We start from the raw sequence: 26091 nt of genomic DNA, 5'->3' as shown, positions 1-26091 counted from the left end.
CACCCGCATGTTGCAGCGCCGCAAATAAGGCGCTGATATTGCTGATATTAATGTTATGCGCCATGAAAGCGGGCGACTGGGCAAAAATGCCTTTGTGGATCGTCCTGAATGTCTTTAATAAGATAAGCCTATGATCCAATTCAAAAACCACAAGAACGCCTTCTGAACGTTCGCAGGAAAGCAAGGCCGCGCCGTTCTCTCTGTTTGCGCGGACAAGGTAGGAATGAAACCGACTGATATTTCGGCGCCCGACTACTTTCACAAAGTGGTCGACTGCCAGTGGGCCTGTCCCGCACACACACCCGTTCCCGAATATATCCGCCTGATCGCCGAGGGCCGCTACAGCGACGCCTATATGATCAATTGGAGGTCGAACGTGTTTCCGGGAATCCTCGGACGCACCTGCGATCGACCTTGCGAGCCGGCATGCCGCCGCGGCCGTGTCGAGGAAACCCCGGTCGCGATCTGCCGGTTGAAGCGCGTCGCCGCTGATTTCAAGGACGACGTCAAAGGCCGCATGCCGCGGCCCTCGGCGAAGAACGGCAAGCGTATCGCGATCGTCGGCGGCGGCCCAGCCTCGCTCACCGTGGCTCGCGACCTCGCCCCGCTCGGCTACCACTGCACCGTATTCGATTCCGATCCCAAGGCGGGCGGCATGATGCGCACGCAGATTCCGAAATTCCGGCTGCCGGATTCGGTGATCGACGAGGAAACCGATTACATCCTCAATCTCGGCATCGAGTTCAAGGGCGGCCAGCGCATCGACAGCCTGAAGAAGCTGCTGGGCGAAAACTACGACGCGATCTTTGTCGGCTCCGGCGCGCCGCGCGGCCGCGAACTCGACATTCCCGGCCGCCAGGAAGCAGCCGCCAATATTCATATCGGTATCGACTGGCTCTCGAGCGTGTCGTTCGAGCATACCAGCAAGATCGGCAAGCGCGTGATCGTGCTGGGCGGCGGCAACACCGCGATGGACTGCTGCCGCACCGCGCGCCGCCTCGGCGGCGAGGACGTCAAGGTGATCGTGCGTTCCGGCTTCGAGGAGATGAAGGCGAGCCCCTGGGAAAAAGAGGACGCGCTTCACGAGGACATTCCGATCCTCAATTTCATGGTGCCGAAGGCGTTCACGCACGACAATGGCAAGCTTACCGGCGTCATCTTCCAGAAGGTGAAGGCCGAGTACGACGCCAACGGCCGGCGCAATCTGGTGCCCTCGGGCGAACCGGACGAGACCGTCCTTTGCGACGACGTGCTGGTCGCGGTCGGCCAGGAGAACGCGTTTCCCTGGATCGAGCGCGACTGCGGCGTCGAATTCGACAAGTGGGACATGCCCAAGGTCGATGCCAAGACCATGGGATCGACCAATCCGAAGGTGTTTTTCGGCGGCGACGCCGCGTTCGGCCCCAAGAATATCATCTGGGCGGTGGCGCACGGCCATGACGCCGCGCTCTCGATCCACAAGCTTCTGTCCGGCGAAGACATCACCGAGCGTCCGCTGCCCGAGGTGGAGATATCCTCGCAGAAGATGGGCATCCACGAATGGAGCTATGACAACGACGTCTCGGCCGACAAGCGCTACAAGGTGCCGCACCGCGACAAAGTGATCGCGCTGAAAGACATCCGCGCCGAAGTCGAGCTCGGCTATGACGTCAAGCTCGCGCTCGGCGAGGCCCAGCGCTGCCTGAACTGCGATATCCAGACCGTGTTCACGGCACCGCTCTGCATCGAATGCGACGCCTGCGTCGATATCTGCCCGATGGATTGCATTACGTTTACAGAGAATGGCGAGGAAGCCGATTTGCGGCAGCGGCTGAAGGCGCCGTCGCCGCATCCCGACCAGGATCTCTATGTCGCCGACGGCCTCAAGACCGGACGCGTCATGATCAAGGACGAAGACGTCTGCCTGCATTGCGGGCTGTGCGCCGAACGCTGTCCCACCGGCGCCTGGGACATGCAGAAATATCTCATCGATATGACTTACGCAGGTTCATCATGCTCGTCCAAAAGCCGATCAGCAGCGTAAACGACTTCGTCGTCCGCTTCGCCAACGTCAACGGCTCGGGTTCGGCGAGCGCCAACGAATTGTTCGCCCGCTCGATCCTGCGCCATGGCGTCCCGGTCTCGCCGCGCAACATCTTCCCCTCCAACATCCAGGGGCTGCCGACCTGGTACGAGGTGCGGGTCACCGAGGACGGCCATCTCGGCGCCCGTGGCGGCGTCGACATGATGGTGGCGATGAATCCGCAGACCTGGGACAAGGACCTCGCCTCGATCGAGCCCGGCGGCTACCTGTTCTACGATTCGACCAAGCCGATGCCGCAGTCGAAGTTCCGCGCCGACATCACCGTGATCGGCGTGCCGCTGACCGCCATCACCAATTCGACCTATACCGATCCGCGCCAGCGCCAGCTGTTCAAGAACATCATCTATCTCGGCGCGCTGTGCGCGCTGCTCGACATGGACCCGAAGCTCGTCGAGCAACTGATCGCCGAGCAATACAAGGGCAAGGAAAAGCTGCTGTCGTCCAACGTCCACGCGCTGCATCTCGGCCGCGACTGGGCGCTGCAAAATCTCAAATGCCCGACCGGCCTGCGGGTCAAGAAATCCGACAAGGTGGGCGACCGCATCTTCATCGAAGGCAACAGCGCCGCCGCGCTGGGCGCGGTCTATGGCGGCGCCACCGTGTGCGCATGGTATCCGATCACACCGTCTTCATCGCTGGCCGACGCCTTCGGCAGCTATTGCAAGAAGCTGCGGCACGATCCGGAAACCGGCAAGGCGAAATATGCCATCGTCCAGGGCGAGGACGAACTGGCCTCGATCGGCATCGTGATCGGCGCGTCATGGAACGGCGCCCGCGCCTTCACCGCCACCTCCGGACCCGGCATTTCGCTGATGCAGGAGTTCATCGGCCTGTCCTACTTCGCCGAGATCCCGGCCGTGATCATGAATGTGCAGCGTGCCGGTCCTTCGACGGGGATGCCGACCCGCACCCAGCAGTGCGACATCATTGCCTGTGCCTATGCGTCCCATGGCGACACCAAGCATGTCCTGCTGTTTCCGGAAGACCCGGCCGAAGCGTTTGAATTCGCAGCCGCTGCCTTCGATCTCGCCGAGCGGCTGCAGACCACGATCTTTGTGATGCTCGATCTCGACATCGGCATGAATCACCGGCTGTGCCGACCGCTGCGGTGGGATGACGCCCGGCAATACGACCGCGGCAAGGTGATGACGGAGGAGATGCTGGACGACGGACGCGACTTCGGACGCTACCTCGACGTCGACGGCGACGGCATCCCCTACCGCACTTATCCCGGCACCCATCCGACCAAGGGCTCGTTCTTCACCCGCGGCACCTCGCGCGACCGTTACGCGCGTTATTCCGAGGAAGGTTCGGTTTACGCCGACAACATGCAGCGGCTGGTGCGCAAGTTCGAGACCGCCCAGGACATGGTGCCGCGGCCGCTGCAGGCCAACGCCGCCAAGCCGACCAAATATGGCGTGATCTATTTCGGCTCGACCTCGCCGGCGATGGACGAGGCGATCGGATTGCTGGAGGCGCGCGGGCATCAGCTCGACCGCTTGCGGATCCGCGCTTTCCCGTTCCATTCCAGCGTCGCAAGCTTCCTTGCCGACCACGACTTCGTCTACGTGGTCGAGCAGAACCGCGATGCGCAGCTTCGCTCGCTGATCGTCAACGAAAACGGCATCGATCCGGTCCGCCTGATTCCGATCCTGCACTATGACGGCACGCCGATTACCGCGCGCTTCATCGCCGGCGCCATCGGCGACCATCAGGATCAGCTCCAGGTGACCCGGCTCCGCAAGGTGAAGTCATGACCTATATCGCCAAACCGAAATTCCAGCATCCCGGCCTCCCCAAGAACGATCTCGGCTATACCCACCGGGATTACGAGGGCAAGGTTTCGACGCTGTGCGCCGGCTGCGGCCATGACTCGATCACCGCCTCGATCATCGAGGCCTGTTACGAGCTTTCGATCGAGCCACACCGCGTCGCCAAGATTTCCGGGATCGGCTGTTCGTCGAAAACACCCGATTATTTCCTCGGCAATTCGCATGGCTTCAACTCGGTCCATGGCCGCATGCCGTCGGTGTTGACCGGCGCCAATCTCGCCAACCGCGACCTGATCTATCTCGGCGTTTCCGGTGACGGCGACTCCGCCTCGATCGGGTTCGGCCAGTTCGCCCATTCGATCCGGCGCGGCGTCAACATGACCTATATCGTCGAGAACAACGGCGTCTACGGGCTCACTAAAGGGCAGTTCTCGGCCACCGCCGACCGCGGCTCCAAGTCCAAGAAGGGCGTGACGAATTCCGACAACGCCATCGACCTCGTCGCGATCGCGCTTCAGCTCGGCGCGAGCTTCGTGGCGCGCAGCTTTTCCGGCGACAAGACCCAGCTGGTGCCGCTGATCGCCGCTGCCATCCAGCACAAGGGCGCCTCCTTCATCGACGTCGTCAGCCCCTGCGTCGCCTTCAACAACCATGCCGGCTCGACCAAGAGTTTCGACTATGTGCGCGAGCACAATGATGCGGTGAACCGGCTGGACGTGATCACCGGCCGCGACCCGATCTCGGTCGATTACGCGCCGGGCACGGTGCAGGTCGTCGAACAGCACGACGGCACCCGGCTGACGCTGCGCAAGATCGATGCCGATTATGACGCCCACGACCGCCTTTCGGCGATGACCTTCCTGCAGCGGCACGCCGCCAAGGGCCAGATCGTCACCGGCCTGCTCTACGTCGATCCGGAATCGGAAGACCTGCACAACCATCTCGACACGGTGGATACGCCGCTCAACCAGCTTGACGCGAAAGCGCTGTGCCCCGGCTCCTCCGCGCTGGACAAGATCAACGCCAGCCTGCGCTAGGGCGCTTCCGCTCCAGCCCTGCAAAGCTGCGCCCATTCCTTGTCGAGCTGCGCCAGCGCAGCGGGAAGCGGCAATACCGAGAAGCGGCCGTCGCTCTCGGCCAGGAGATCGAGACGTTTCAGGCGCGCCAGCGCGTCGTCGATCTTGAAGTCGGCGGAAACACCGAACGCCCGCGCCAGCAGTTCCTCGATGCCTGCGCCGAGCGCCTCGCGTGTGAGCGGCTGTGCTGCCGTCAGCAAGCCGTAATAAGCGAGCAGCGCCTCTTTCCAATCCTGCTCCTCGGCCTCGCCGATCAGGTAATTGAAGATGCCGGAATTATTGTTGACGTTGCGATAGTAAATATTGTCGGTGAGCTGTTTCTGATGGATCAGCGACTGGCGGTGGAAATTTCCCCATTGCCGCAGCAGGAAGGCGCCGAGCGCGAACAGGCCGCTGAGTGCAGCCAGCGCCCGCTCCGTGTCGCTATCGCCGATCGTGCCGGTGAGACCGAGATAGAAGCCGGCGACGACGAACAACACTGTCATGGTCGAGGCGAGCTTGATCAGGATCGGTACGCCGCCCACGATCGCCGGGACGCCCAGCGTGAAGTGGTCGGACAGACTCATCACCACGCGGACATTGGGGAACAGTGCCTCGAGATCGGCGCGGGCGATGTGACGGAAATATTTGAACAGCACCGCGCCGCAGCGGATTTTCCTTGCGCCGCGCCTGGCGCGCGCAAATGCCTTGCGGGCTTTGGCGGGCTTGATGCCGTCCGGCCACGTCGCGACCATCAGCACCACGTCGTCATAGACCACGACCTCGAGTGGACGGTGACGCAGGCCAAACCAGACGGGAATATCGATGGTCTCGGTATGATGCCCGCGGCGGAACATGCGGACGTCGCGATAGTCCTCGACCGGCGCCTTGATCTTCACCCGCACCAGGGCCCGCTCGGCAAAGGCGCGGGTGATTTCGTCATGCGTAATCTCGACGAAATTGGCGTCGGCCAGGATACGGACGAATTCCTCGCTCAGGCCGCGGTAGGCCGCCTCGAGATCCTTCTTCTCGCCGCAAGCCCGCGGATCGACCTCCGGGTCGAAGTGAAAATACGCCTCGCGCAGCCGGTCGAGTTCTTCGAAATACTGGTAATGAAAAATGGCGCCGAGCATGCGAGCGAGCTGCCTGAGCCTCGCCTGCCCGGTTTCGTCAAGGCCGCCTTCGGCGACGAGCCGCTCGATGATATCCGACTTGCGCCGCGGAATGACACGATCCGGCTGCTCCGGCGCGGCTGCTTCGCCCTGCGCTCGGTTCACGAGACTATCGCCAGCGTTGTCACAACCATCGCCATGACTTGCCCTGTACCGCACCGGCGGCGCGTGCATTTAACGGCACTCATTCGGTCAGCTTGTCGTTGACGTTGACGATCGCGCACCTGACAAGCGCGCCGGGTAAGCAAAAACCCAGCGCATCCTTGCGCGCTTCAGCGATGGTCCGGCGCCCGAGACCCCGACACTGATCCATTTGCCTTTGCTGACATAAGGTTGCGTGGTCATGAATTGGGCAACGGCCGCGATATCGCTGGCCCCGGCGCGCCCAGCGGTTGCGTAATCGGGGTTGGAGCAGGAACCATAATTTTCGGCCCACCCTCCTTCGGACCGGCCATAGCCACGGCGCATAAAAGCTACAGCGACCCAGCCGCGCCGCGCAAACGCAACCGCCTGTGCCCACATGCGATAGGGGCTCATCGTTGGGCGGTTGCCCGCAGTTCGCGGTGACCCGTGGTTGAGCACGGCCAGCGGATGGGGCAGCCCGTCGTCCGCCCGTACCACGATAGCTTCCAGCGCAACCGATGCCGGTCCGCTTGATCCCGAAATGACCACCGGGATTTTCAGCGCATCCAAACGGATTTCCTCGGCCGACGCTGCCAAAATGAACGCCAGCAGGACGGCCGCCCCAAAACACCGAAAGGATTTCGAATAGCTCATTGATCTCGCTTGCCTAAGTGGGCAGCTCAGCAGGATCGCCCCGGCAAATGCCGATCCCCACCATAGGGTATCCAGATAACTCAAAAAAATATCGGCGTGCCATCTTTCCGCCGTCACAAATGACGCCGAGATCACCCCGATTAGCCGATTTCCCTGGGGATCGATATGCCGTGAATGGCGTTATGTCGGGGGGATACGCATATTCCCCTGTCGGCGTCCGCTCACGGATATGTTGACAAGATTTGGCTTCCCGCCGGAAGGTGCGGGGAACCCGAAAATGGATCCCTTCGAACAGAAGCAGGCATCATGAATCCCGTCAAAGCACTCGAAAATCACGGCCAAGCCGTCTGGCTGGATTTCCTGGCCCGCGGCTTCGTCGCCAAAGGCGACCTGCAAAAACTGATCGATACCGACGGCGTCAAGGGCGTCACGTCGAATCCGTCGATCTTCGAGAAGGCGATCGGCAGTTCGGACGAATATGACGGCCCGATCGGCAAGGCGTTGAAGTCGGGCGACCGACCGGTCGCCGACCTGTTCGAGGCGCTCGCCGTCGAGGACATCCAGCATGCGGCGGATGTGCTGCGCCCGGTCTATGACCGGCTTAGGGGACACGATGGTTTCGTCAGCCTGGAGGTGTCGCCCTATCTGGCGCTGGACACCAAGGCCACCATCGCCGAGGCCGAGCGGCTGTGGAAGGAGGTCGACCGCCGCAATCTGATGGTCAAGGTGCCGGCGACGGCAGAAGGCCTGCCCGCGATCCAGCATCTGATCGGCGAAGGCGTCAGCATCAACATCACGCTGCTGTTCTCCCAAAAGGTCTACGTGAAGGTCGCCGAGGCCTATCTCGCCGGGCTCGAAAAATACGTCAAAGGCGGCGGCGATCCCTCCCACGTCGCCAGCGTCGCCAGCTTCTTCGTCAGCCGGATCGACAGCGCGGTCGACAAGCAGCTCGATGAAAAGATCGCAAGGGCGAACGATCCCACCGAGAAGGAGCGGCTGGCCGCGCTGAAGGGCAAGGTCGCCATCGCCAACGCCAAGCTTGCCTATCAGGAATACAAGCGGCTGTTCTCCGGCGCACGCTGGGACAAGCTTGCGGCCAAGGGCGCAAAACCGCAGCGCCTGCTGTGGGCCTCGACCGGCACCAAGAATAAGGACTATAGCGACGTGCTCTATGTCGAGGAGCTGATCGGTCCCAACACCGTCAATACCGTGCCGCCGGCGACGCTCGACGCCTTCCGCGATCACGGCAAGCCGCGCGACAGCCTCGAGGAAAACATCGAGGATGCCAAACGCGTGCTCGCCGAACTCGAGAAATCCGGCGTCTCGCTCGATGCGATCACCGCCGATCTGGTCAAGGACGGCGTCAAGCAATTTGCCGACGCCGCCGACAAGCTTTACGGCGCGGTCGCGCACAAGCGCGCCACCGTGCTCGGCGCCGGCATCGACCACCAGCAGCTGGCGCTCGGAAGTGGCATCGGCAAGGCGGTCGAGCAAGCCAGCGAGGAATGGCGCGCGGCAGCCAGGGTACGCCGGCTCTGGCAGCACGACAAATCGGTCTGGACAGGGACCGATGAGGACAAGTGGCTGGGCTGGCTGAACAGCCCGGCCGCCGCCGCCATCGCCGACTACGAGGACTTTGCGCAACGCGTGAAAGGACAGAACTTCAGCGACGCCGTGGTGCTCGGCATGGGCGGATCGAGCCTTGGGCCGGAAGTGCTGGCGCAGACGTTTCCGAAAAAGCCCGGCTTCCCGAAGCTGCACGTGCTGGATTCTACCGATCCGGCGCAGGTCCGCAGCATGCAGGCCTCGATCAACATCGCCAACACGCTGTTCATCGTCTCCAGCAAATCCGGTGGCACCACCGAACCCAACGTGATGAAGGATTATTTCTTCGCCCGCGTTTCCGAGGCGATCGGCGCCGACAAGGCCGGCCACCGGTTCATTGCGGTGACCGATCCCGGCTCGTCGCTGGAAAAGGTCGCCACCAAACAAGGTTTTGCCCGCATCTTCCATGGTGATCCCAGCATCGGCGGGCGTTACTCCGTGCTGTCGCCGTTCGGACTGGTTCCGGCCGCGACCGCCGGCATCGACCTTCGCACCCTGCTCCAGCACACGTTGACGATGGTGCGCTCGTGCGGACCCGACGTGCCGCCGCACGAAAATCCGGGCGTGCAGCTCGGCCTCGCCATGGGGCTTGCTGGTCTCGAAGGCCGTGACAAGGTCACCATCCTGTCGTCGAAGAAGGTCGCGGATTTTGGCGCCTGGGCCGAGCAGCTGATCGCGGAATCCACCGGGAAGGACGGCAAGGGCCTGGTTCCGATCGACGGCGAGCCACTCGGAGAGCCCGCGGTCTACGGCAACGACCGTTTCTTCATCGACATCCGTATCGAAGGCGAAACCGACGCCGCGCACGACGACAAACTGGCCGCGCTGGAAAAGGCCGGGCATCCCGCGGTCCGCATTGTCATGAAATCCATCGACCATCTCGGCCAGGAATTCTTTCGCTTCGAGATGGCGACCGCGGTCGCAGGCGCAATTCTTGGCATCAATCCGTTCAACCAGCCCGACGTCGAGGCTGCCAAGATCAAGACCCGGGAATTGACCGCGGCGTTCGAGAAATCCGGCAAGCTGCCACCGGAAAAGCCTGTGATATCCACCGCGGAGGCCGATCTCTACACCGACGACAGGAATGCCGCCGCCTTGCGCAAGGCCGGCGCCGATGGCGATCTCGGCTCCTGGCTGAAAGCCCATCTCGCCCGTTCCGGGGCCGACGATTATGTAGCGCTGCTCGCCTATATCGAACGCGATCCCGCGCATATCGAGGCGCTGCAGCATATGCGGCTGGAGGTGCGTGACAACCGTCATGTCGCAACCTGCGCCGAATTCGGCCCGCGCTTCCTGCACTCCACCGGACAGGCCTATAAGGGCGGGCCCGACAGCGGCGTGTTCCTGCAGATCACCGCGGACGATGCCAGGGATTTGGCGGTGCCAGGTCAGAAGGCCAGCTTCGGCGTCATCAAGGCGGCGCAGGCCCGCGGCGATTTCGACGTCCTGACCGAGCGCGGCCGCCGCGCCCTGCGCGTACATCTCAAGGGCGATCTCGAAGCAGGTTTGAAGATGCTCGACAGCGCAATCCACCATGCGTTGAACTGAGGATATAGAAAATGCAGCTCGGCATGATCGGCCTCGGTCGGATGGGCGGCAATATAGTCCGCCGGCTGATGAAACACGGACACACCACCGTCGTTTACGACAAGGATACGAAGGCGGTCGCAGCCATCGCTGCCGACGGCGCGCTCGGCGCGGGCGCGCTTGACGATTTTGTCAGGAAGCTCGAGAAGCCGCGAACCGCCTGGGTGATGCTGCCGGCCGGCAAGATCACGGAAGCCACGATCGACGCGCTGTCCAAGCTGATGGAAAGCGGCGACGTCATCATCGATGGCGGCAATACCTTCTGGCAGGACGACGTGCGTCGCGGCAAGGCGCTGAAGGAGCGCGGCATCCATTACATCGACGTCGGGACCTCAGGCGGCGTCTGGGGAATCGACCGCGGCTATTGCATGATGATCGGCGGCGACAAGGCGGAGGTCGACCGGCTCGATCCGATCTTCGCCGCCTTGGCGCCGGGTATCGGCGATATCCCGCGCACCGGCGGGCGCGAGGGACGCGACGTCAGGATCGAACAGGGCTACATCCATGCGGGCCCCGTGGGCGCCGGCCACTTCGTCAAGATGGTTCACAACGGCATCGAATATGGCCTGATGCAGGCCTATGCCGAGGGTTTCGACATCCTGAAGAATGCCAAAATCGAGGCGCTACCCCCAGAGCACCGCTTCGATCTCGACATTGCCGATATCGCCGAAGTGTGGCGGCGCGGCAGCGTGATCCCGTCATGGCTGCTCGATCTCACGGCGTCCGCGCTCGCCAAAAATGACACGCTGGATAATTATTCGGGGTTCGTCGAGGATTCCGGGGAGGGCCGCTGGACCGTCAACGCCGCGATCGACGAGGCGGTGCCGGCTGAAGTGCTCACCGCGGCCTTGTTCGCGCGTTTTCGCTCGCGCAAGGAACATACCTTCGCCGAGAAAATTCTTTCCGCGATGCGCGACGGTTTCGGCGGTCACAAGGAACCGCAGCAGCATCCGGATCCGGCACGTCAGAGTGCGCCCGAAACCATCAAGCCAAAGGCCGGCCGCCCGTGACAGATGTTTCAAAACAGAAAAAACCCGATCCCTGCACATTCGTCATTTTCGGCGTTACCGGCGACTTGACGCATCGGCTGGTGATCCCTGCGCTTTATAATCTTGCGGCGGCCGACCTTTTGCCGGACAAATTCTGCGTGGTCGGCATCGCCCGCACGGCCATGTCGCATGACGATTTGTGCGAAAGCCTGATGACGGGCCTGCGCAAATTCGCCACCCGTCCGGTCGATGATGCGATCGCCAAGCGGCTGCTGGGATGCCTTACCCCCGTTGCGGCCGACACCAGCGATCCCAACTCGTTCGATAGACTGAAGGAGCAGCTTGAGAAGCTGGAGGCCAAGCGAAGCACCGGGGGCAACCGGCTGTTTTATCTGGCCACCCCGCCAAACGCTTTCGCGCCGATCACCCGCGGACTCGGCCGCGCCGGGCTGCTCAAGGAAGAAGGCGGCGCGTGGCGGCGACTGGTGATCGAAAAGCCGTTCGGCACCGACCTCGCCTCGGCCAAAGCCTTGAACGCCGAAATCCTGAAAATCGTCGATGAACACCAGATCTATCGCATCGATCATTACCTCGGCAAGGAGACGGTGCAGAACATCCTGGTGCTGCGCTTCGCCAACGGCATGTTCGAGCCGATCTGGAACCGCAACCACATCGATCATATCCAGATCACGGTCGGCGAAAAGCTCGGCGTCGGTCACCGCGGCAGCTTCTATGATTCCACCGGCGCGCTGCGCGACATGGTGCCGAACCATCTGTTCCAGCTGCTGTCGCTGGTCGCAATGGAGCCGCCGGCCAAATTCGACGCCCACTCGGTGCGCACGGAAAAGGCCGAAGTGCTGGCGGCGATCCAGACCCAGAGCGAGGAAGAGGCGCTGCAGAATTCGGTGCGCGGCCAGTATCAGGCCGGCAAGATCGGCGACACCGAGATCGAGGACTACCGCGAAACCGAGGATGTCAAAGCCGGCAGCACGACCGAAACCTATGCCGCACTGAAACTGGTCATCGACAACTGGCGCTGGGCCGGCGTTCCCTTCTACCTGCGCACCGGCAAGGCGCTCGGCGTCAAGCGCACCGAGGTGGCGATCAAGTTCAAGCAGGCGCCGTTCGCAATGTTCCGCGACACGCCGGTGGACCGGCTGTCGCAGAACTACCTCGTCATCAGCATCGAGCCGACCGAAGGCATTACCCTGCAGTTCAACACCAAAGTGCCGGGGCCCGTGATTTCGATCGACGGCGTCGAGATGAAGTTCCGTTACAAGGATTACTTCAAGGTCGAGCCGGCCACCGGCTATGAGACGCTGATCTACGACTGCATGATCGGCGACAACATCCTGTTTCAGCGCGCCGACAGCGTGGAGGCCGGCTGGCAGGCGGTGCAGCCGTTCCTGGATGCGTGGAAGAAAGCCGGCGCCAAGGGTCTGGAGCGTTACAAGGCCGGCGGCGAGGGTCCGGCCGCCGCCGAGGAATTGCTGAAACGCGACGGCCGCAACTGGCGCAAGCTCGGTTAACGGGATGACTCGGAGCGACCAGCGCCAAGTGATCGCGGTTTCCGATCCCGTGGCGCTGGCACGAGCTGCCGCCGAGCGCGTCATGGCAAGGATTGCAGCAAACAAAGCGCGGGTGGCGATCTGCCTGACCGGCGGATCGAGCCCGAAGCAGCTCTATCAATTACTCGCCACCGACGCCTATCGAAGCCGGATCCCGTGGGACCGCGTGCACTGGTTCATCGGCGACGAGCGCTTTGTTGGGCCGGACGATCCGCTCAATAACATGGGTACGGCGCGGCGGATCTTCCTGGATCGCCTGGCGCCGCCGGCCAATATCCACCCGATTCCGACCGACACCTCCGATCCCAACGCCGCGGCCCGCCGCTATGAGAGCGAGTTGCAATCGTTCTATGGCGCGAATGCGCTGGATCCCGCCCGGCCATTGTTCGATGTCGTGCTGATGGGCGTCGGGCCCGACGGCCATACCGCATCGCTATTTCCGGATTATCCGGCGATCGAAGAGACCGAACACTGGGTGGTTGGCGTGCCCAAGGCGCATGTCGAACCTTTTGTGCCGCGGGTGACCCTGACCCTGCCGGCGCTCAACTCCTGCCGCGAAATGCTGTTCGAGGTGGCGGGCGCGGAAAAGCGCGCGATCTTGACGCGCGTGCTTGACGGCGGGAACCTGCCAGCGAACCGCGCGCAATCCATAGGCGAGACGATCTGGCTGGTGGATACGGCGGCGCTGCCGGAGAACTTTCGTGGGTGATCAAACAGGCGAAATGCTGTGCGCGCTGGTGGTGATGGGCGTCTCCGGCTCGGGCAAGAGTACCATCGCGGACAAGCTCGCCGAACGCCTGAACTGGACTTATGAAGATGGCGACAAGTTTCACCCCGCCAGCAATGTCGCCAAGATGAGCGCCGGTCAGCCGCTGACCGACGAAGACCGCCGGCCCTGGCTGCAGGCGATTGCCGAGGAGATCGACAGGGCGTGCAAGGCCGGCCAGCGTGCCGTGATCGCCTGCTCGGCGCTGAAGCGCACCTATCGCGACATCCTGATGCATGGGCGGAACGATGTCGGCCTTGTCTATCTCAAGGGCACGCAGCAATTGATCGCAAACCGCCTCGACCAGCGCAAAGGGCATTTCATGCCGCCGGGCCTGTTGGCCAGCCAGTTCAAAACCCTCGAGCCGCCAGATGCCAGCGAAAATCCCGTGACGGTATCGATCGACGGTACGGTCGACGCCATCGTCGATGACATCGTCCGCCAACTCGGGTTTTGTCCCGCTCAAGGCGGTGCGCCGCACAGGAACCACTCATGACCCGCATCGCGCTCGTTGTTTCCGACGTCGACGGCACGCTCGTGACCAGGGACAAGACCCTGACCGACGGCGCCATTCGCGCGGCGCGGCGGCTGCACGAGGCCGGCATCGGGTTTACCATTACCTCCAGCCGTCCGGCCATCGGCATGAGCTTTCTGATCGAGCCGCTTGCAATCACGCTCCCGGTTGGGCCTTTCAACGGCAGTTCGATCGTCGATCCGCAACTCAAGCCGGTCGAACTGCATCTGATCCCTGAGGCCGCGGCGCGGCGCAGTCTCGATGTCCTCAACGAATTCGGCGTCGATATCTGGCTGTTTACCAACGAGAAGTGGCTCACCCGCCATCCCGACGCCGAATACGTCCCGCACGAGAAACGCGCGATCAGGGCCGATCCGACCATCGTCGGGGATTTCACGCCGTATCTGACGACCGCCTGCAAAATCGTCGGCTCAAGCTCCGATGCGGCGCTGCTGCAACGCTGCGAAGCCGCGATGAAGCAGGCACTGGGCGCGGAAGCCACCGCGGTCCGCTCACAAACCTATTATCTCGACGTTACCCCGCCGGGCCACAACAAAGGCACCTTCGTCGAAGCGATGGCGAGGCGCCTTGGCATTTCGACCGAAGCCGTCGCCACCATCGGCGACATGCAGAACGATCTGGCGATGTTTCGAAAGAGCGGCCTCTCGATCGCGATGGGCAACGCCACCGACGACGTCAAGAAAGTCGCGACCCATGTCACGGCCTCGAACGAGGAGGAAGGTTTTGCCGGCGCGATCGATATGATTTTGAAGGATAACGAGCTTCGATAGACGACGTAAAATGGCTTACGCCTGCGACCGCTGCATCGCTGGCTGCTCCACCGGCTTCCTGGCAGCGCTGATATTATGCGCGGTGTTGATCAGCGCAATATGCGTCAGTGCCTGTGGGAAATTGCCGGTCTGGCGCCCTACCCCGGAATCGAACTCCTCCGCCAACAGGCCGAGATCGTTCGCGACGGCGACCACGCGGTCGAACAGCGCCTCCGCCTTGGCGATATCGCCGGCCAGCACATGGGCGTCGGCGAGCCAAAGGCTGCAGGCGAGAAATGCGCCTTCGATCGGCTGCTTTTCATCCGAGATCTCGCGGGGATCGTGCCGCAGCACGAATCCATCCCGCATCATGTATTTTTCGATCGCCTCGATGGTGCCGCGAACCCGCGGGTCCGAGGCCGGCAGGAAGCCCACCGCAGGCAGCAAAAGGATGCTGGCGTCGAGCAATTGCGAACCATAGGATTCGACAAACGTGTTCAACCGGGGATCGAAGCCGTTTTCGCAGACATCGCGATGGATGGTCTCGCGCAGCGTCCGCCAGCGATCAAGCGGCGCGTCGAAGCCGAACGTTTCGGCGCTCCTGATGCCGCGATCGAACCCGACCCAGGTCATGACCTTTGACGAGACGTAGTGCTTGCCGTCGCCGCGCCGCTCCCAGATGCCGTGGTCGGGATGGTTCCAGACCTCCTCCAGGTGGTCGAGCACCGTGCATTCGAGCGCCCAGGAGCCTTCGTCGAGCCGGAGTTCGGCGACGCGCGACTGATGAAACGCATCGATCAGTTCGCCATAGACGTCGAGCTGCAGCTGGGCATGCGCGGCGTTGCCGACCCGCACCGGTTGGGCGCCTTCATATCCCTGCAGCCAGCCCGCCTCCCATTCCAGCAGCCGGCGCTGGCCCATAATGCCGTACATGATCTGCATGTCGGCCGGCGATCCCGCCACCGCGCGTAATAGCCAGTTGTGCCAACAGGACGCTTCCTCGGTATAACCCGAGTTCATCAGCGCCAGCAGCGTAAAGGTGGCGTCGCGCAGCCAGCAAAAGCGGTAGTCCCAGTTTCGCTGCCCCCCGAGTTTTTCCGGCAGCGAGGTCGTCGGCGCCGCGACAATGCCGCCGGTCGGCGCATAGGTCAGCGCCTTCAGCGTGATCAGCGATCGCATCACCAGATCGCGGTACTCACCCTCGTAAGTACAATGGCTGCTCCAGTCGGTCCAGAAGTCCTCGGTCGCCTGCAAGGCATAGGCCGGGTTGATCGGCTTGGGGACCCGCAGATGCGAAGGTCCGTAAGTGAGCACGAAGGGAATGGTTTCGCCCTCGCCGACTTCGAAATTGGCCACCGTGGTGAGGTTCTCGCCGCGCAACTCGACGGGCGTTCGCAGCACCGTCATGTCCTGGCCGCAAATCGCCAGCAGCGCGCCATCCTCGGTTCGCTTGACCCAGGGAACATCAACGCCGAAGCCGAACCGGAACACCAGCTCCATCTGCAGCTTGACCCGGCCGCTGACCCCGCGCACCAGCCGCACGACGTCGGAAGCGTGGCCGCGCGGCGGCATGAAATCGATCAGGGCGACGGTGCCGTTGGCCGTCTCAAAACGCGTCTCCAAAATCAGCGTATTGTCCCAGTAGCGGCGGGACCTGTTCGTGACCTCTTCCGCCGGCGCGATCAGCCACCGGCCGTTCCGGGGGGTGCCGAGCAAGGCTGCAAAGCAGGCATCGGAATCGAACGCCGGCCAGCACAGCCAGTCGATCGATCCATCGCGGCCGACCAATGCCGCCGTCTCGCAATCGCCGATCAAGCCATAGTCTTCGATTGCTGAGGGCACGTTCTGTCACCCCTGAAAGTGTTTATTCGTCAAACCGGGGCTCGCGTCCCGGTCGCTGTCTTGAGCGCGGCAACGTCGATCGCCGACGCAATCTCGTCGATCGCAAGCGGCAGCCTTTGCCGCCAGTTCGGATGTTCGTTCACGGTGCCGGGAATATTAGGCTGGTCGAGCACGCCCAGCAAATCCTCCAGCGATACCGCCAGCAGACGGGACCTGGTCCGCGCCAGAAAACCCACGACGGCAAAAAGATCGTGGCGGTGGATGGCATGATGACGCAGCACGTCGTTTAGCATCGTCAAAGCATGCCATCGCGCCTCGTCGCTCTCGCCGGGATCGATTCCGAGCGAACGTTTCAGCGCGAGGTCGCTGAATGAGCGCCAGCCGGCATAGGTCGAGAGATCGTGGGTATTGAAGGTGACCAGCGCGTTGGGCGTATAATGGTCGATATCGCAAAACTTGCCGTGATCGTCGCGCTCGAACATCATCACCTGATACGACCAGATACCCCAATCGGCCATCTGTTCGCGAAAGCCTTCCGGCACGGTGCCGAGATCCTCGCCGATCACCACGCAACGGTGCGCTATGCTTTCCTGTGCGGTCGCCGCCAGCAGCGCCTCGAACGGCATTTGCACATAGACTCCGTTGTCGGCGGCAAAACCGTGCGGCACCAGGTAGAGCCGTTTCAAACCGAGCACATGGTCGAGCCGGATCGCGCCGGCGTGGCGCATCGAAGCCCGAAGCATCTCCCGAAACGGCTCGAAGGACCGGATTTCGAGGCCGGCGGCGTTGAAGCCGGCCAGGCCCCAGTTCTGGCCGGCGGTATTGAGCGCATCCGGCGGCGCGCCGACGGCGAGATGGCGGGAAATCGCGGCCTGCTCGTTCCAGGCATCGAACCCATCGGATTGCACGCCCACCGCGACATCCAGATAGAGACCGACCTTCAGGCCCAGCCGCGTCGCGAGGTCCCTGCAAGACCGTAACTGCTGATCAGCCGCCCATTGAACGAATTTGACGAACTCAATCTCCGCAGCATCAGGGCCCGCGTGAAGGGCCGCGCTTCGGGCGTCGTCCGGCTGTTGCCACTCCGCCGGCCATTCCCACCACGGCCCGTTGAACTTGTGCCGCAGGACCTCGAAACAGGCGAACCGCGACAGCAGGGCCCCGCGCTCGGCGCGAAACTTCGAGAAAGCCGCATGATGTTCGGTTTTGGGATTAGCCCGGAAGGCATCAAACGCCGCCCGCAGCGCATGCCATTTCAGTTCGGCCACGGCGACATAATCGACGATATCGCTCGCTCTCAACCGGGCGAGCGTGTTGCTGGCCTCTGCCAAAACGCTGGGCTGAAATCCCGGAAGTTTTTCAACGTCGATATAAAGCGCATTGAGAAACAGCCGGCTGTTCGGCGAATAGGGGCTGCAATCGGCCGGCCGGTCGTCGAACAGCGCATGCAGCGGATTGAGGCCGACACCATCGGCCCCGAGATGGCCTGCCAATTCGATCAGCGCTTCGAGGTCGGTAAAATCGCCAATCCCCCAGTTGCGCGCCGACCGGATGCCGTAGAGTTGTACCGCCAGCAGCCAGCAGCGGTCGAAATCGCCGCCGAAGGCCTTGGGTGGGGCGACGATCAGCGGCGCATCCTCGGTGAAAGAGGAAGCATCGGTCAGATGCAGCAGATGGGCGCCCTCAGGCAAATCCGCCGGCCAGGCGATGACGCGATCGCGGGTCTCGCCCTCCGCGATAACCCTAAGACCGGCAACGATTTTCCAGCGCAGCGGAAACGTGGCAGTCTGGCGGAGTTCGGTCTGCGAGGGCCGTCCGGACCGGATCACCACCGCCTCCCCGAGAAACCGGTGCGGCACCCGGGCCGGCAGGGCATCGAGGATGGCTTTTAAGGCCTTGGCATCCGTCACATGGCGGTGACCCTGACCGTCGATATATTCGGTCTGGATTCCTAGGTCTTTGGCTTTGGTGAAAGGGTCCATTCGGCACACAGTTTGCAGGCAACGGTGTGGACCGTCGCGAAATTCTCAAGATAAGGGAAGAGGATAGCCGTGTTTAACTCTGTGGCGTCCCCGGCGTTCCCCGGGAACCAATGCCCGGCCAGCGGCTTTGTATATATGTTCGGAACGTCTCCTTTCCCCTAATCGGAACGGGACGTCATTCCCATGTCAATGGCATCACCGTGAACAAAACAACTCAAACTGTCGCGAGCACCGCAGCAGGCGCTTTCCACATTGAAGACGTTTATCCGCTGATCGACGGTGGCCGTTTTCCGGTCAAGCGCATCGTCGGCGAGCGCATTGAGGTCTGGGCGGACATTTATCGCGACGGCCATGATATCGTGACTGCGGCGCTGGTCTGGCGCCGCGAGCGCGACCGGGAATGGCACCGCACGCCGATGACCCATTCCAGCAATGACCGCTGGGGCGGATCGTTCGTCCCGGATCAGCCCGGACGCTACGTCTATGCGATCGAGGCCTGGACCGACGAATTCGCGACCTGGCGGCGCGGATTCGAACTCAAGCAAAAAGCCGGAAACGACGTTACCCTCGACGCCATCGAGGGCGCAGGCATGCTGACCAAGGCGCAGGCCGGCGGCCCGGCCGCCGCTGCCGTAATCCTGAGGCAATGCGAGGAATATCTGCAGACCGGCGAGGCTGCGCCCCTGCTGACCGACGAATTGAAGGACGCCATGGCCGAAAGCCAGTTGCGGCCCGATCTGACGCGATCGCAATTGTTTCCCTTGATGATCGACCGGCCGCGGGCGCGGGCCGGCGCGTGGTACGAGATGGTACCACGAAGCCAGGGCAAGACGCCGGGCCAGCACGGCACCTTCAAGGACGCTATCGCGCGCCTGCCTGACATCGCGGCGATGGGCTTCGACGTGGTCTATCTCACGCCTATTCACCCCATCGGGCATACCAACCGCAAAGGGCGCAACAACGCGGTATCGGCAGGGGAAGGCGACCCCGGAAGCCCGTACGCCATTGGCTCGGCCGAAGGCGGCCACGACGCGGTGCATCCTGAACTCGGCACGATCGAGGATTTCCGCAGTTTTGTCGGGGCATGCGAGTTGCTCGCCATCGAAGTCGCGCTCGACTTCGCCATTCAGTGTTCGCCCGACCATCCCTGGCTCAAGGACCATCCGGAATGGTTCAGGCGGCGGCCGGACGGCTCGATGCGCTACGCGGAAAACCCGCCCAAGAAATATGAGGACATCGTCAACCCCGATTTTTCGTCGGAAGACGCCGGCGCGCTGTGGAATGCCCTGCGCGATGTGGTGCTGTTCTGGATCGACCAGGGGGTGAAGATTTTCCGGGTCGACAACCCCCACACCAAGCCGTTTAGATTTTGGGAATGGCTGATCCGCGAAATTCAGCTTCGCCACCCCGACGTGATCTTCCTCGCGGAAGCCTTCACGCGGCCGAAACTGATGAAGGGCCTGGCAAAGCTCGGCTTCACCCAGTCCTACACCTATTTCACATGGCGGACCCAGAAGTGGGAGCTGGAGCAGTATCTGAGCGAGCTGACGGGCTATCCGGAGCGCGATTACTATCGTCCGAATTTCTTCGCCAACACCCCTGACATCCTGCCCTATCATCTGCAAGGCGGCGAGACCTGGATGTTCAAGTCGCGCGTCGCGCTGGCCGCGACGCTGTCGGCCACCTACGGCATCTACAACGGTTTCGAGTTATTGGAGCACGATCCGATTCCCGGCCGCGAGGAATATGCCGATTCCGAAAAATACGAGATCAAGGTGCGGGACTGGGACAAATCGGGCAATATCAAGCCCTACATCCATGACCTCAATCGGGTCCGCCGGGAAAACGCGGCGTTGCAGCAGACCAGCAACCTTCGTTTTATTCCGATCGATGACGGCAACGTCATCGGCTTCGTCAAGGAGTCGGTCAATCAAACCAACAGCGTCGTCGTCGCCATTGCCCTGTCGCATGACGTGCACGAATTCTGGTTTCCGCTCGGCGATGTCCAGGTCGGCATGCCCGGCGACCGCCGCAACGTCGCCGCGGTCGAGAACCTGATCACCGGTGAACGCTACCCGGTCGAGTGGGGCGGCATCCGTCTGCGCATCGATCCGGTGCGCGATCCCGCTTTGCTGTTTCGCTGTCTGGCGTGAGTGGCGCCATGAACCTGCTGTCATCCATCGATGCAACCGAACTGCCCGTCACCGACCTCGACGGCGACGAGCTTTGGTACAAGGATGCCATCATCTATCAGCTTCACGTCAAGGCTTTTGCCGACAGCAACAACGACGGCATCGGCGATTTCGCGGGCCTGACCGAGAAGCTCGGCTATCTGCAGGACCTCGGCGTCACCGCGCTGTGGCTGTTGCCGTTCTATCCGTCGCCCGGCCGTGACGACGGCTACGACATCGCCGACTACGGCGCCATCAATCCTGATTTCGGCAACATGAAGGATTTCAAGCGCTTCATCGTCGAGGCCAAGCGGCGCGGTCTGCGCGTCATTACCGAACTCGTCATCAATCACACCTCCGACCAGCACGACTGGTTCAAGCGCGCCCGCCGCAGCGATCCCAAATCCAGCGCGCGCAACTGGTATGTGTGGAGCGACACCGATCAGAAATATCAGGGTACGCGGATCATCTTCACCGACACCGAGAAATCGAACTGGACCTGGGATCCGGAAGCCGGGCAATTCTACTGGCACCGCTTCTTCTCGCACCAGCCGGATCTCAATTTCGACAATCCGCGCGTGGTCAGCGCGCTAGTGCAGGTCATGAAGCGCTGGCTCGACACCGGCGTCGACGGGTTCCGGCTCGATGCCATCCCCTATCTGTGCGAGCGCGACGGCACCAACAACGAGAATCTCCCCGAGACCCACGCCATCATCAAGAGGCTGCGCCGGGAACTCGACGCTTACGCCAAGGGCAAGGTGCTGCTGGCGGAAGCCAATCAATGGCCGGAGGATGTGCAGGAATATTTCGGCAGCGGCGACGAATGCCACATGGCCTATCATTTTCCGCTGATGCCGCGGATCTACATGGCGATCGCCCAGGAAGATCGCTTTCCGATCACCGACATCCTGCGCCAGACCCCGGATATTCCGGGCAATTGCCAGTGGGCGCTGTTCCTGCGCAACCACGACGAGCTGACGCTCGAAATGGTCACCGACGTCGAGCGCGACTATCTGTGGTCGACCTACGCCAACGACCCGCGCGCGCGCATCAATGTCGGCATTCGCCGCCGGCTGGCGCCCCTGATGGACAACGACCGCCGCAAGATCGAGCTAATGAACTCGCTGCTGCTGTCGTTTCCGGGCACGCCGATCATCTATTACGGCGACGAAATCGGCATGGGCGACAATATCTATCTCGGCGACCGCAACGGCGTTCGCACGCCGATGCAATGGTCGCCGGACCGCAACGGCGGTTTCTCGCGCGCCGATCCGGCGCGGCTTTACGCGCCGACCATCATGGATCCGGTCTATGGCTACGAGGCGGTCAATGTCGAGGCGCAGTCGCGCAGCCTGTCTTCGCTGCTGAGCGCAACCAAGCGGCTGATCTCGGTGCGCAAATCCACCCTGGCGTTCGGTCGCGGCACCATAGCCTTCATCCGCCCGGTCAATCGCGCGGTGCTCGCCTATGTCAGGCAATACGGCGACGAGGTGATCCTCTGCGTCGCCAATCTGTCGCGCTCCGCGCAAGCCACCGAACTCGATCTCTCGGCCTGGAAAGAACGCGTCCCGCTGGAAATGCTCGGCCGCACCCGCTTTCCGCCGATCGGCGAATTGCCCTACATGATCACGCTGGCGCCCTACGGGTTTTACTGGTTTCAGCTCCAGGAGCGCGACAAGTCGGAGCACACCTCGCCGACGCTGGTTCCCGAATTCGAAACCCTCGTGGTACCGCTCGGCGCCACCTGGGTGTCGCTGGCGCGCACCCGCGGCGTCTTCGAACGCGACGTACTGCCCGGACATCTGGCGCGAACCCGCTGGTACCCGGAGCGTTCGGCGAAAGCGGTTCAACCGACCCTGATTTCCGCGATTCCGTTCTGCGATATCGGCGACAACCGCCCCTGGCTCGCCTTCTTCGAAACGACCCAGCGTGGCTTGACGACGCGCTATGTATTGCCGATGCAGATCGAATGGATGCGATTCGATCGCGAGCGCTATAATCCACGTGCGCTGGCGGCGGTGCGTCAGGGCGCGCGGGAAGGAACGCTGCTCGACGTTGCCACCGACCATATCTTCATCGCGCTTTTGCTGCGCAATCTGCGCGAATCCCTGACCCTGGAAGAAAACGGGCTGCGCCTGGAATTCAGGCCGACCAGCCGGTTTTCGGACAAGCCGATCCAGCCGCCCGAGCATGTCCGTGCGGTCGAAACCGAACAGTCCAACAGTACCGCGCTGGTCGACAATAAATATGTGGTCAAGGTTTATCGCAAGCTCGAATCCGGTATCAATCCCGAGATCGAAGTCGGTCGGTTCCTGACCGAAGTCGCGGGCTTTGCCAATACACCCGCCCTGCTCGGCAGCGTGGAATTGACCGAGGGCAATAGCACAAGCGCGATTGCGATCGTCCATACCTTCGTCGAAAATCAGGGCGACGCCTGGACCGTAACCTCGGCCTATCTCGATCGCTTCGTCGAAGAACAGCGCCTGCTGGCGGCCAGTGAACACCCCAGCGAAAGCGAGGGGCAGACCCCGTATCTGCGCTACATGTCGCAGATCGGAAGACGCGTCGCCGAGATGCACCTCGCGCTCGCCAGCAGCACCGAGTTTGCCGATTTTGTGCCGGAACCGACCCGATCGGAGGACGTGCAGCGCTGGATCGACGATGTGGTGGCCCGCGCCGAACGCGTCTTCGAGGTATTGAGGCAGCGGCGCGATACGGTCAGGGAAGCCGATCGTCCGCTGATCGATCAAGCGCTGGCGCAGCGCGACACCTTGCATGACCGCCTCCGCGCGCTGATTCCGGGAACCATCGACGGCCTCAACATCCGTCACCACGGCGACTTCCATCTCGGTCAGATATTGATCGTCAAGGACGATATCTTCATCATCGATTTCGAGGGCGAGCCGCGCCGTACCCAGGCCGAACGGCGGCAGAAGGCGCCTGCCGCGCGCGATGTCGCGGGCCTGATCCGTTCGATCGATTATTCGGCGACCTCCGCCATGGAGCGCGCGCTCAAGGTGGCGCCCGACGAGCACGGCAAGCTCGGCGCGGCACTTGCGGAGTGGCGCGAGCGCTCGGCCGCGGCGTTTCTTGCCGCCTATCGCGAGATCATGGCAAATCAACCTCTGTGGCCGGCCGATAAGGCGGCCGCCGAGCAGATGCTGAATTTCTTTCTGCTTGAAAAAGTGTTTTACGAGATCGAATACGAATTGGCCCACAGGCCTGAATGGCTGCGCGTCCCGCTGACCGGGATGCTTCGAATATTGTCCCAGCATAGCAACGAGGCCTCATGACCAAACTGTCCGCGGAGGCCTATGCGATTGTCGAAGGCCGCCACTCCGATCCCTTTCGTTATCTCGGCGTTCATACCGAGGGCGGCAAAACCGTGGTCCGCGCGTTCTTACCGGAGGCGTCGAACGTCGAGGCCGTCGGGGAGCATGGCGAAACCGCGGTGCTGGCGCGGATTCACGACGCCGGGCTGTTCGCCGGGACGCTTCCGAACGGGTCCAAGCGCTACCAGCTGCGCGCCCGCTTCGGCGAGAACGTGGTCGATCTCGACGACCCCTACCGCTTTCCACCGGTGCTGACAGACTTCGATTTGTATCTGCTGGGCGAGGGTACCCATCAGCGGCTTTACGACAAGCTTGGCGCGCATCCGATGACGCTGGATGGCGTCGATGGCGTAGCGTTCGTGGTGTTGGCCCCCAACGCGCGGCGAGTCAGCGTGGTCGGCGATTTCAATTTCTGGAACCCGCGGCGGCATCCGATGCGCGTGCGCGGCGTCGGCTATTGGGAGCTGTTCGTGCCGCACGCGGCCGCGGGCGATCATTATAAATTCGATATCATCGGCCCGCAGGGCCAACATTTGCCGCTGAAGTCGGATCCGATGGCATTTGCCGCGGAAGTGCGCCCGAGCACCGCGTCCATTGTTTTCGACGAGACCAAGCTGCCGCATCCGCGCCCGGCACCGGAGAGGGTGAATGCGCTAAGCGCGCCGATGTCAATCTACGAGGTCCATCTCGGCTCGTGGCGGCGCAAGAACAACAACGAATGGCTGACCTATCGTGAGCTCGCCGAGCAGCTTCCCCGTTATGCCCGCGATCTCGGCTTTACCCATGTCGAATTTCTGCCCGTCAGCGAACATCCGTTCGACGGCTCCTGGGGCTATCAGCCGACCGGCCTGTACGCGCCGACCAGCCGGTTCGGCAGGCCCGAGGATTTTTCCGCTTTGGTTGACGCCTGTCATCACGAAGGTCTTGGCGTGTTGCTGGACTGGGTGCCCGGACATTTCCCCGACGATCCGCACGGCCTCGGCCATTTCGACGGCACCGCGCTTTATGAGCACGCCAACCCGCTGCAGGGCCGCCACATGGACTGGGGCACACTGATTTATAATTACGGTCGCACTGAAATCGTGAACTTCCTGGTATCGAACGCGCTGTTCTGGCTGGAACGTTATGCCATCGATGGCCTGCGCGTCGATGCGGTGGCGTCGATGCTCTATCTGGACTACAGCCGGCCCGCGGGCGGCTGGATTCCGAACAAATATGGCGGTCGCGAAAATCTCGAAGCCATCGATTTCCTGCGCCGCTTCAATACCGAAGTGTTCGCCCGTTTTCCGCAAGCCACCACGGCGGCGGAAGAATCGACCGCATGGCCGCAAGTGTCACAGCCGGTCGAATATGGCGGACTGGGCTTTGGCTACAAATGGAATATGGGCTGGATGCATGACACGCTGAATTACATCAGCAAGGATCCGATCCACCGCAAGCATCATCACGGCGACATCCTGTTCGGCCTGCACTACGCGTTTTCGGAAAATTTCATCCTGCCGCTGTCGCACGACGAAGTCGTCCACGGCAAGCGCTCGATCATCGGGCGGATGCCGGGCGACGACTGGCAGCGCTTTGCCAATCTGCGCGCCTATTACGCCTTCATGTTCGGACATCCCGGCAAGAAGCTGATGTTCATGGGCTGCGAATTCGCCCAGGAACGCGAATGGAGCCATGATCACGGGCTTGATTGGCATCTGCTCGATGAAAAGAAGCACGCCGGCATCCAGTCCCTGATCCGCGATCTGAACGGACTCTATCGCGCGCTGCCGGCGCTGCACGAGCTGGATTGCGATCAATCCGGTTTCGAATGGATCATAACCGACGACGCCGGCGGCAACGTGTTCGCCTGGATTCGCAAGGGCAACGAAGCGCGCGCGCGCTGTCTCGTCGTGATCAATTTTTCTCCAAATGTATATCGCGAATACCGCGTCCGCGTGCCGTTCGCCGGCAAGTGGCACGAAGTTCTCAACTCTGACTCCGCGCATTACGGCGGCAGCAATGTCGGGAACGTCGGCGAAGTCCGAACGTTGGATGGCCTGGTGCCCGAGCTCAGTCTCACCATCCCGCCTTTGGCCGCTATATTTCTCGTACCGGAAAGCTGAA

16 protein-coding genes are annotated in these 26091 nt (G+C 62.3%); 12 read left to right on the top strand and 4 right to left on the bottom strand.

Features of this window, described 5'->3' with window-relative positions; genetic code table 11:
- Window positions 1-223 precede the first annotated feature (223 nt).
- The 3 genes from B5527_RS05565 to B5527_RS05555 are packed head-to-tail and all read left to right on the top strand — an operon-like array spanning window position 224 to window position 4892.
- The gene (locus B5527_RS05565; RefSeq protein WP_079600401.1) at window positions 224-2023 is read left to right on the top strand and encodes an FAD-dependent oxidoreductase; all 1800 of its coding nucleotides are present in this window, start codon (window positions 224-226) and stop codon (window positions 2021-2023) included.
- Window positions 1993-3840 (top strand): 2-oxoacid:acceptor oxidoreductase subunit alpha, encoded by a 1848-nt coding sequence (locus B5527_RS05560; RefSeq protein ID WP_079600400.1) that lies wholly within the window; start codon window positions 1993-1995, stop codon window positions 3838-3840. The genes B5527_RS05565 and B5527_RS05560 overlap by 31 nt, the downstream gene beginning before the upstream one ends.
- Window positions 3837-4892, top strand: a complete 1056-nt coding sequence (locus B5527_RS05555) for a 2-oxoacid:ferredoxin oxidoreductase subunit beta (protein ID WP_079600399.1) — start codon at window positions 3837-3839, stop codon at window positions 4890-4892. Before B5527_RS05560 ends, B5527_RS05555 begins: the two co-directional genes overlap by 4 nt.
- Here the strand turns inward: B5527_RS05555 and B5527_RS05550 are convergent.
- Window positions 4889-6187 carry a TMEM143 family protein gene (locus B5527_RS05550; protein WP_245332510.1) on the bottom strand — a complete coding sequence of 433 codons (1299 nt, stop codon included), beginning with the start codon at window positions 6185-6187 and terminating at the stop codon, window positions 4889-4891. The two genes, B5527_RS05555 and B5527_RS05550, sit on opposite strands and share 4 nt — an antisense overlap.
- A gap of 87 nt (window positions 6188-6274) precedes the next feature.
- Window positions 6275-6859, bottom strand: coding sequence for an alpha/beta hydrolase family protein (locus B5527_RS05545; RefSeq protein ID WP_079600397.1), 585 nt, complete (start codon window positions 6857-6859; stop codon window positions 6275-6277).
- Between the two features lie 306 nt (window positions 6860-7165).
- Between B5527_RS05545 and B5527_RS05540 the strand changes: the two genes are divergently transcribed.
- Genes B5527_RS05540 through B5527_RS05515 form a run of 6 tightly spaced genes read left to right on the top strand, consistent with a single transcriptional unit; the run spans window position 7166 to window position 14679 of the window.
- On the top strand, window positions 7166-10012 hold the full coding sequence (locus B5527_RS05540) for a bifunctional transaldolase/phosoglucose isomerase (RefSeq protein ID WP_079600396.1): 2847 nt from the start codon (window positions 7166-7168) through the stop codon (window positions 10010-10012).
- Between the two features lie 11 nt (window positions 10013-10023).
- The gene (gnd, locus tag B5527_RS05535) at window positions 10024-11061 is read left to right on the top strand and encodes a phosphogluconate dehydrogenase (NAD(+)-dependent, decarboxylating) (protein ID WP_079600395.1); all 1038 of its coding nucleotides are present in this window, start codon (window positions 10024-10026) and stop codon (window positions 11059-11061) included.
- Window positions 11058-12569: a glucose-6-phosphate dehydrogenase gene (gene zwf, locus B5527_RS05530; RefSeq protein WP_079600394.1), complete on the top strand. Its 1512-nt coding sequence runs from the start codon at window positions 11058-11060 to the stop codon at window positions 12567-12569. Before gnd ends, zwf begins: the two co-directional genes overlap by 4 nt.
- Before the next feature lie 4 nt (window positions 12570-12573).
- Window positions 12574-13317 (top strand): 6-phosphogluconolactonase, encoded by a 744-nt coding sequence (gene pgl, locus B5527_RS05525; RefSeq protein ID WP_079600393.1) that lies wholly within the window; start codon window positions 12574-12576, stop codon window positions 13315-13317.
- Window positions 13318-13351: 34 nt separating this feature from the next.
- Window positions 13352-13870 carry a gluconokinase gene (locus B5527_RS05520; RefSeq protein WP_079607092.1) on the top strand — a complete coding sequence of 173 codons (519 nt, stop codon included), beginning with the start codon at window positions 13352-13354 and terminating at the stop codon, window positions 13868-13870.
- Window positions 13867-14679: a Cof-type HAD-IIB family hydrolase gene (locus tag B5527_RS05515; protein ID WP_079600392.1), complete on the top strand. Its 813-nt coding sequence runs from the start codon at window positions 13867-13869 to the stop codon at window positions 14677-14679. The genes B5527_RS05520 and B5527_RS05515 overlap by 4 nt, the downstream gene beginning before the upstream one ends.
- 15 nt (window positions 14680-14694) lie before the next feature.
- Here the strand turns inward: B5527_RS05515 and B5527_RS05510 are convergent, their stop codons facing one another.
- Both B5527_RS05510 and malQ read right to left on the bottom strand, forming a co-directional pair.
- A complete protein-coding gene (locus B5527_RS05510; protein ID WP_079600391.1) occupies window positions 14695-16500 on the bottom strand; it encodes a glycoside hydrolase family 15 protein in 1806 nt (601 codons plus the stop codon).
- A gap of 29 nt (window positions 16501-16529) precedes the next feature.
- Window positions 16530-18482 carry a 4-alpha-glucanotransferase gene (gene malQ, locus B5527_RS05505; protein ID WP_079600390.1) on the bottom strand — a complete coding sequence of 651 codons (1953 nt, stop codon included), beginning with the start codon at window positions 18480-18482 and terminating at the stop codon, window positions 16530-16532.
- 200 nt (window positions 18483-18682) lie between these two features.
- On the opposite strand from malQ, the gene B5527_RS05500 reads away from it, so the two are divergent.
- The 3 genes from B5527_RS05500 to glgB are packed head-to-tail and all read left to right on the top strand — an operon-like array spanning window position 18683 to window position 26090.
- Entirely contained in the window at window positions 18683-20635 is a 1953-nt protein-coding gene (locus tag B5527_RS05500; RefSeq protein WP_245332509.1) for an alpha-1,4-glucan--maltose-1-phosphate maltosyltransferase, read from the top strand.
- An 8-nt stretch (window positions 20636-20643) separates the two neighbouring features.
- A complete protein-coding gene (treS, locus tag B5527_RS05495; protein ID WP_079600388.1) occupies window positions 20644-23946 on the top strand; it encodes a maltose alpha-D-glucosyltransferase in 3303 nt (1100 codons plus the stop codon).
- Entirely contained in the window at window positions 23943-26090 is a 2148-nt protein-coding gene (gene glgB / locus B5527_RS05490; protein ID WP_079600387.1) for a 1,4-alpha-glucan branching protein GlgB, read from the top strand. The genes treS and glgB overlap by 4 nt, the downstream gene beginning before the upstream one ends.
- Window position 26091 lies beyond the last annotated feature (1 nt).

Source organism: Bradyrhizobium erythrophlei (genome assembly GCF_900129425.1).
In the GTDB taxonomy this organism is placed as follows: Bacteria; Pseudomonadota; Alphaproteobacteria; order Rhizobiales; family Xanthobacteraceae; genus Bradyrhizobium; species Bradyrhizobium erythrophlei_C.
This window is presented reverse-complemented; position numbering and strand designations above follow the sequence as displayed.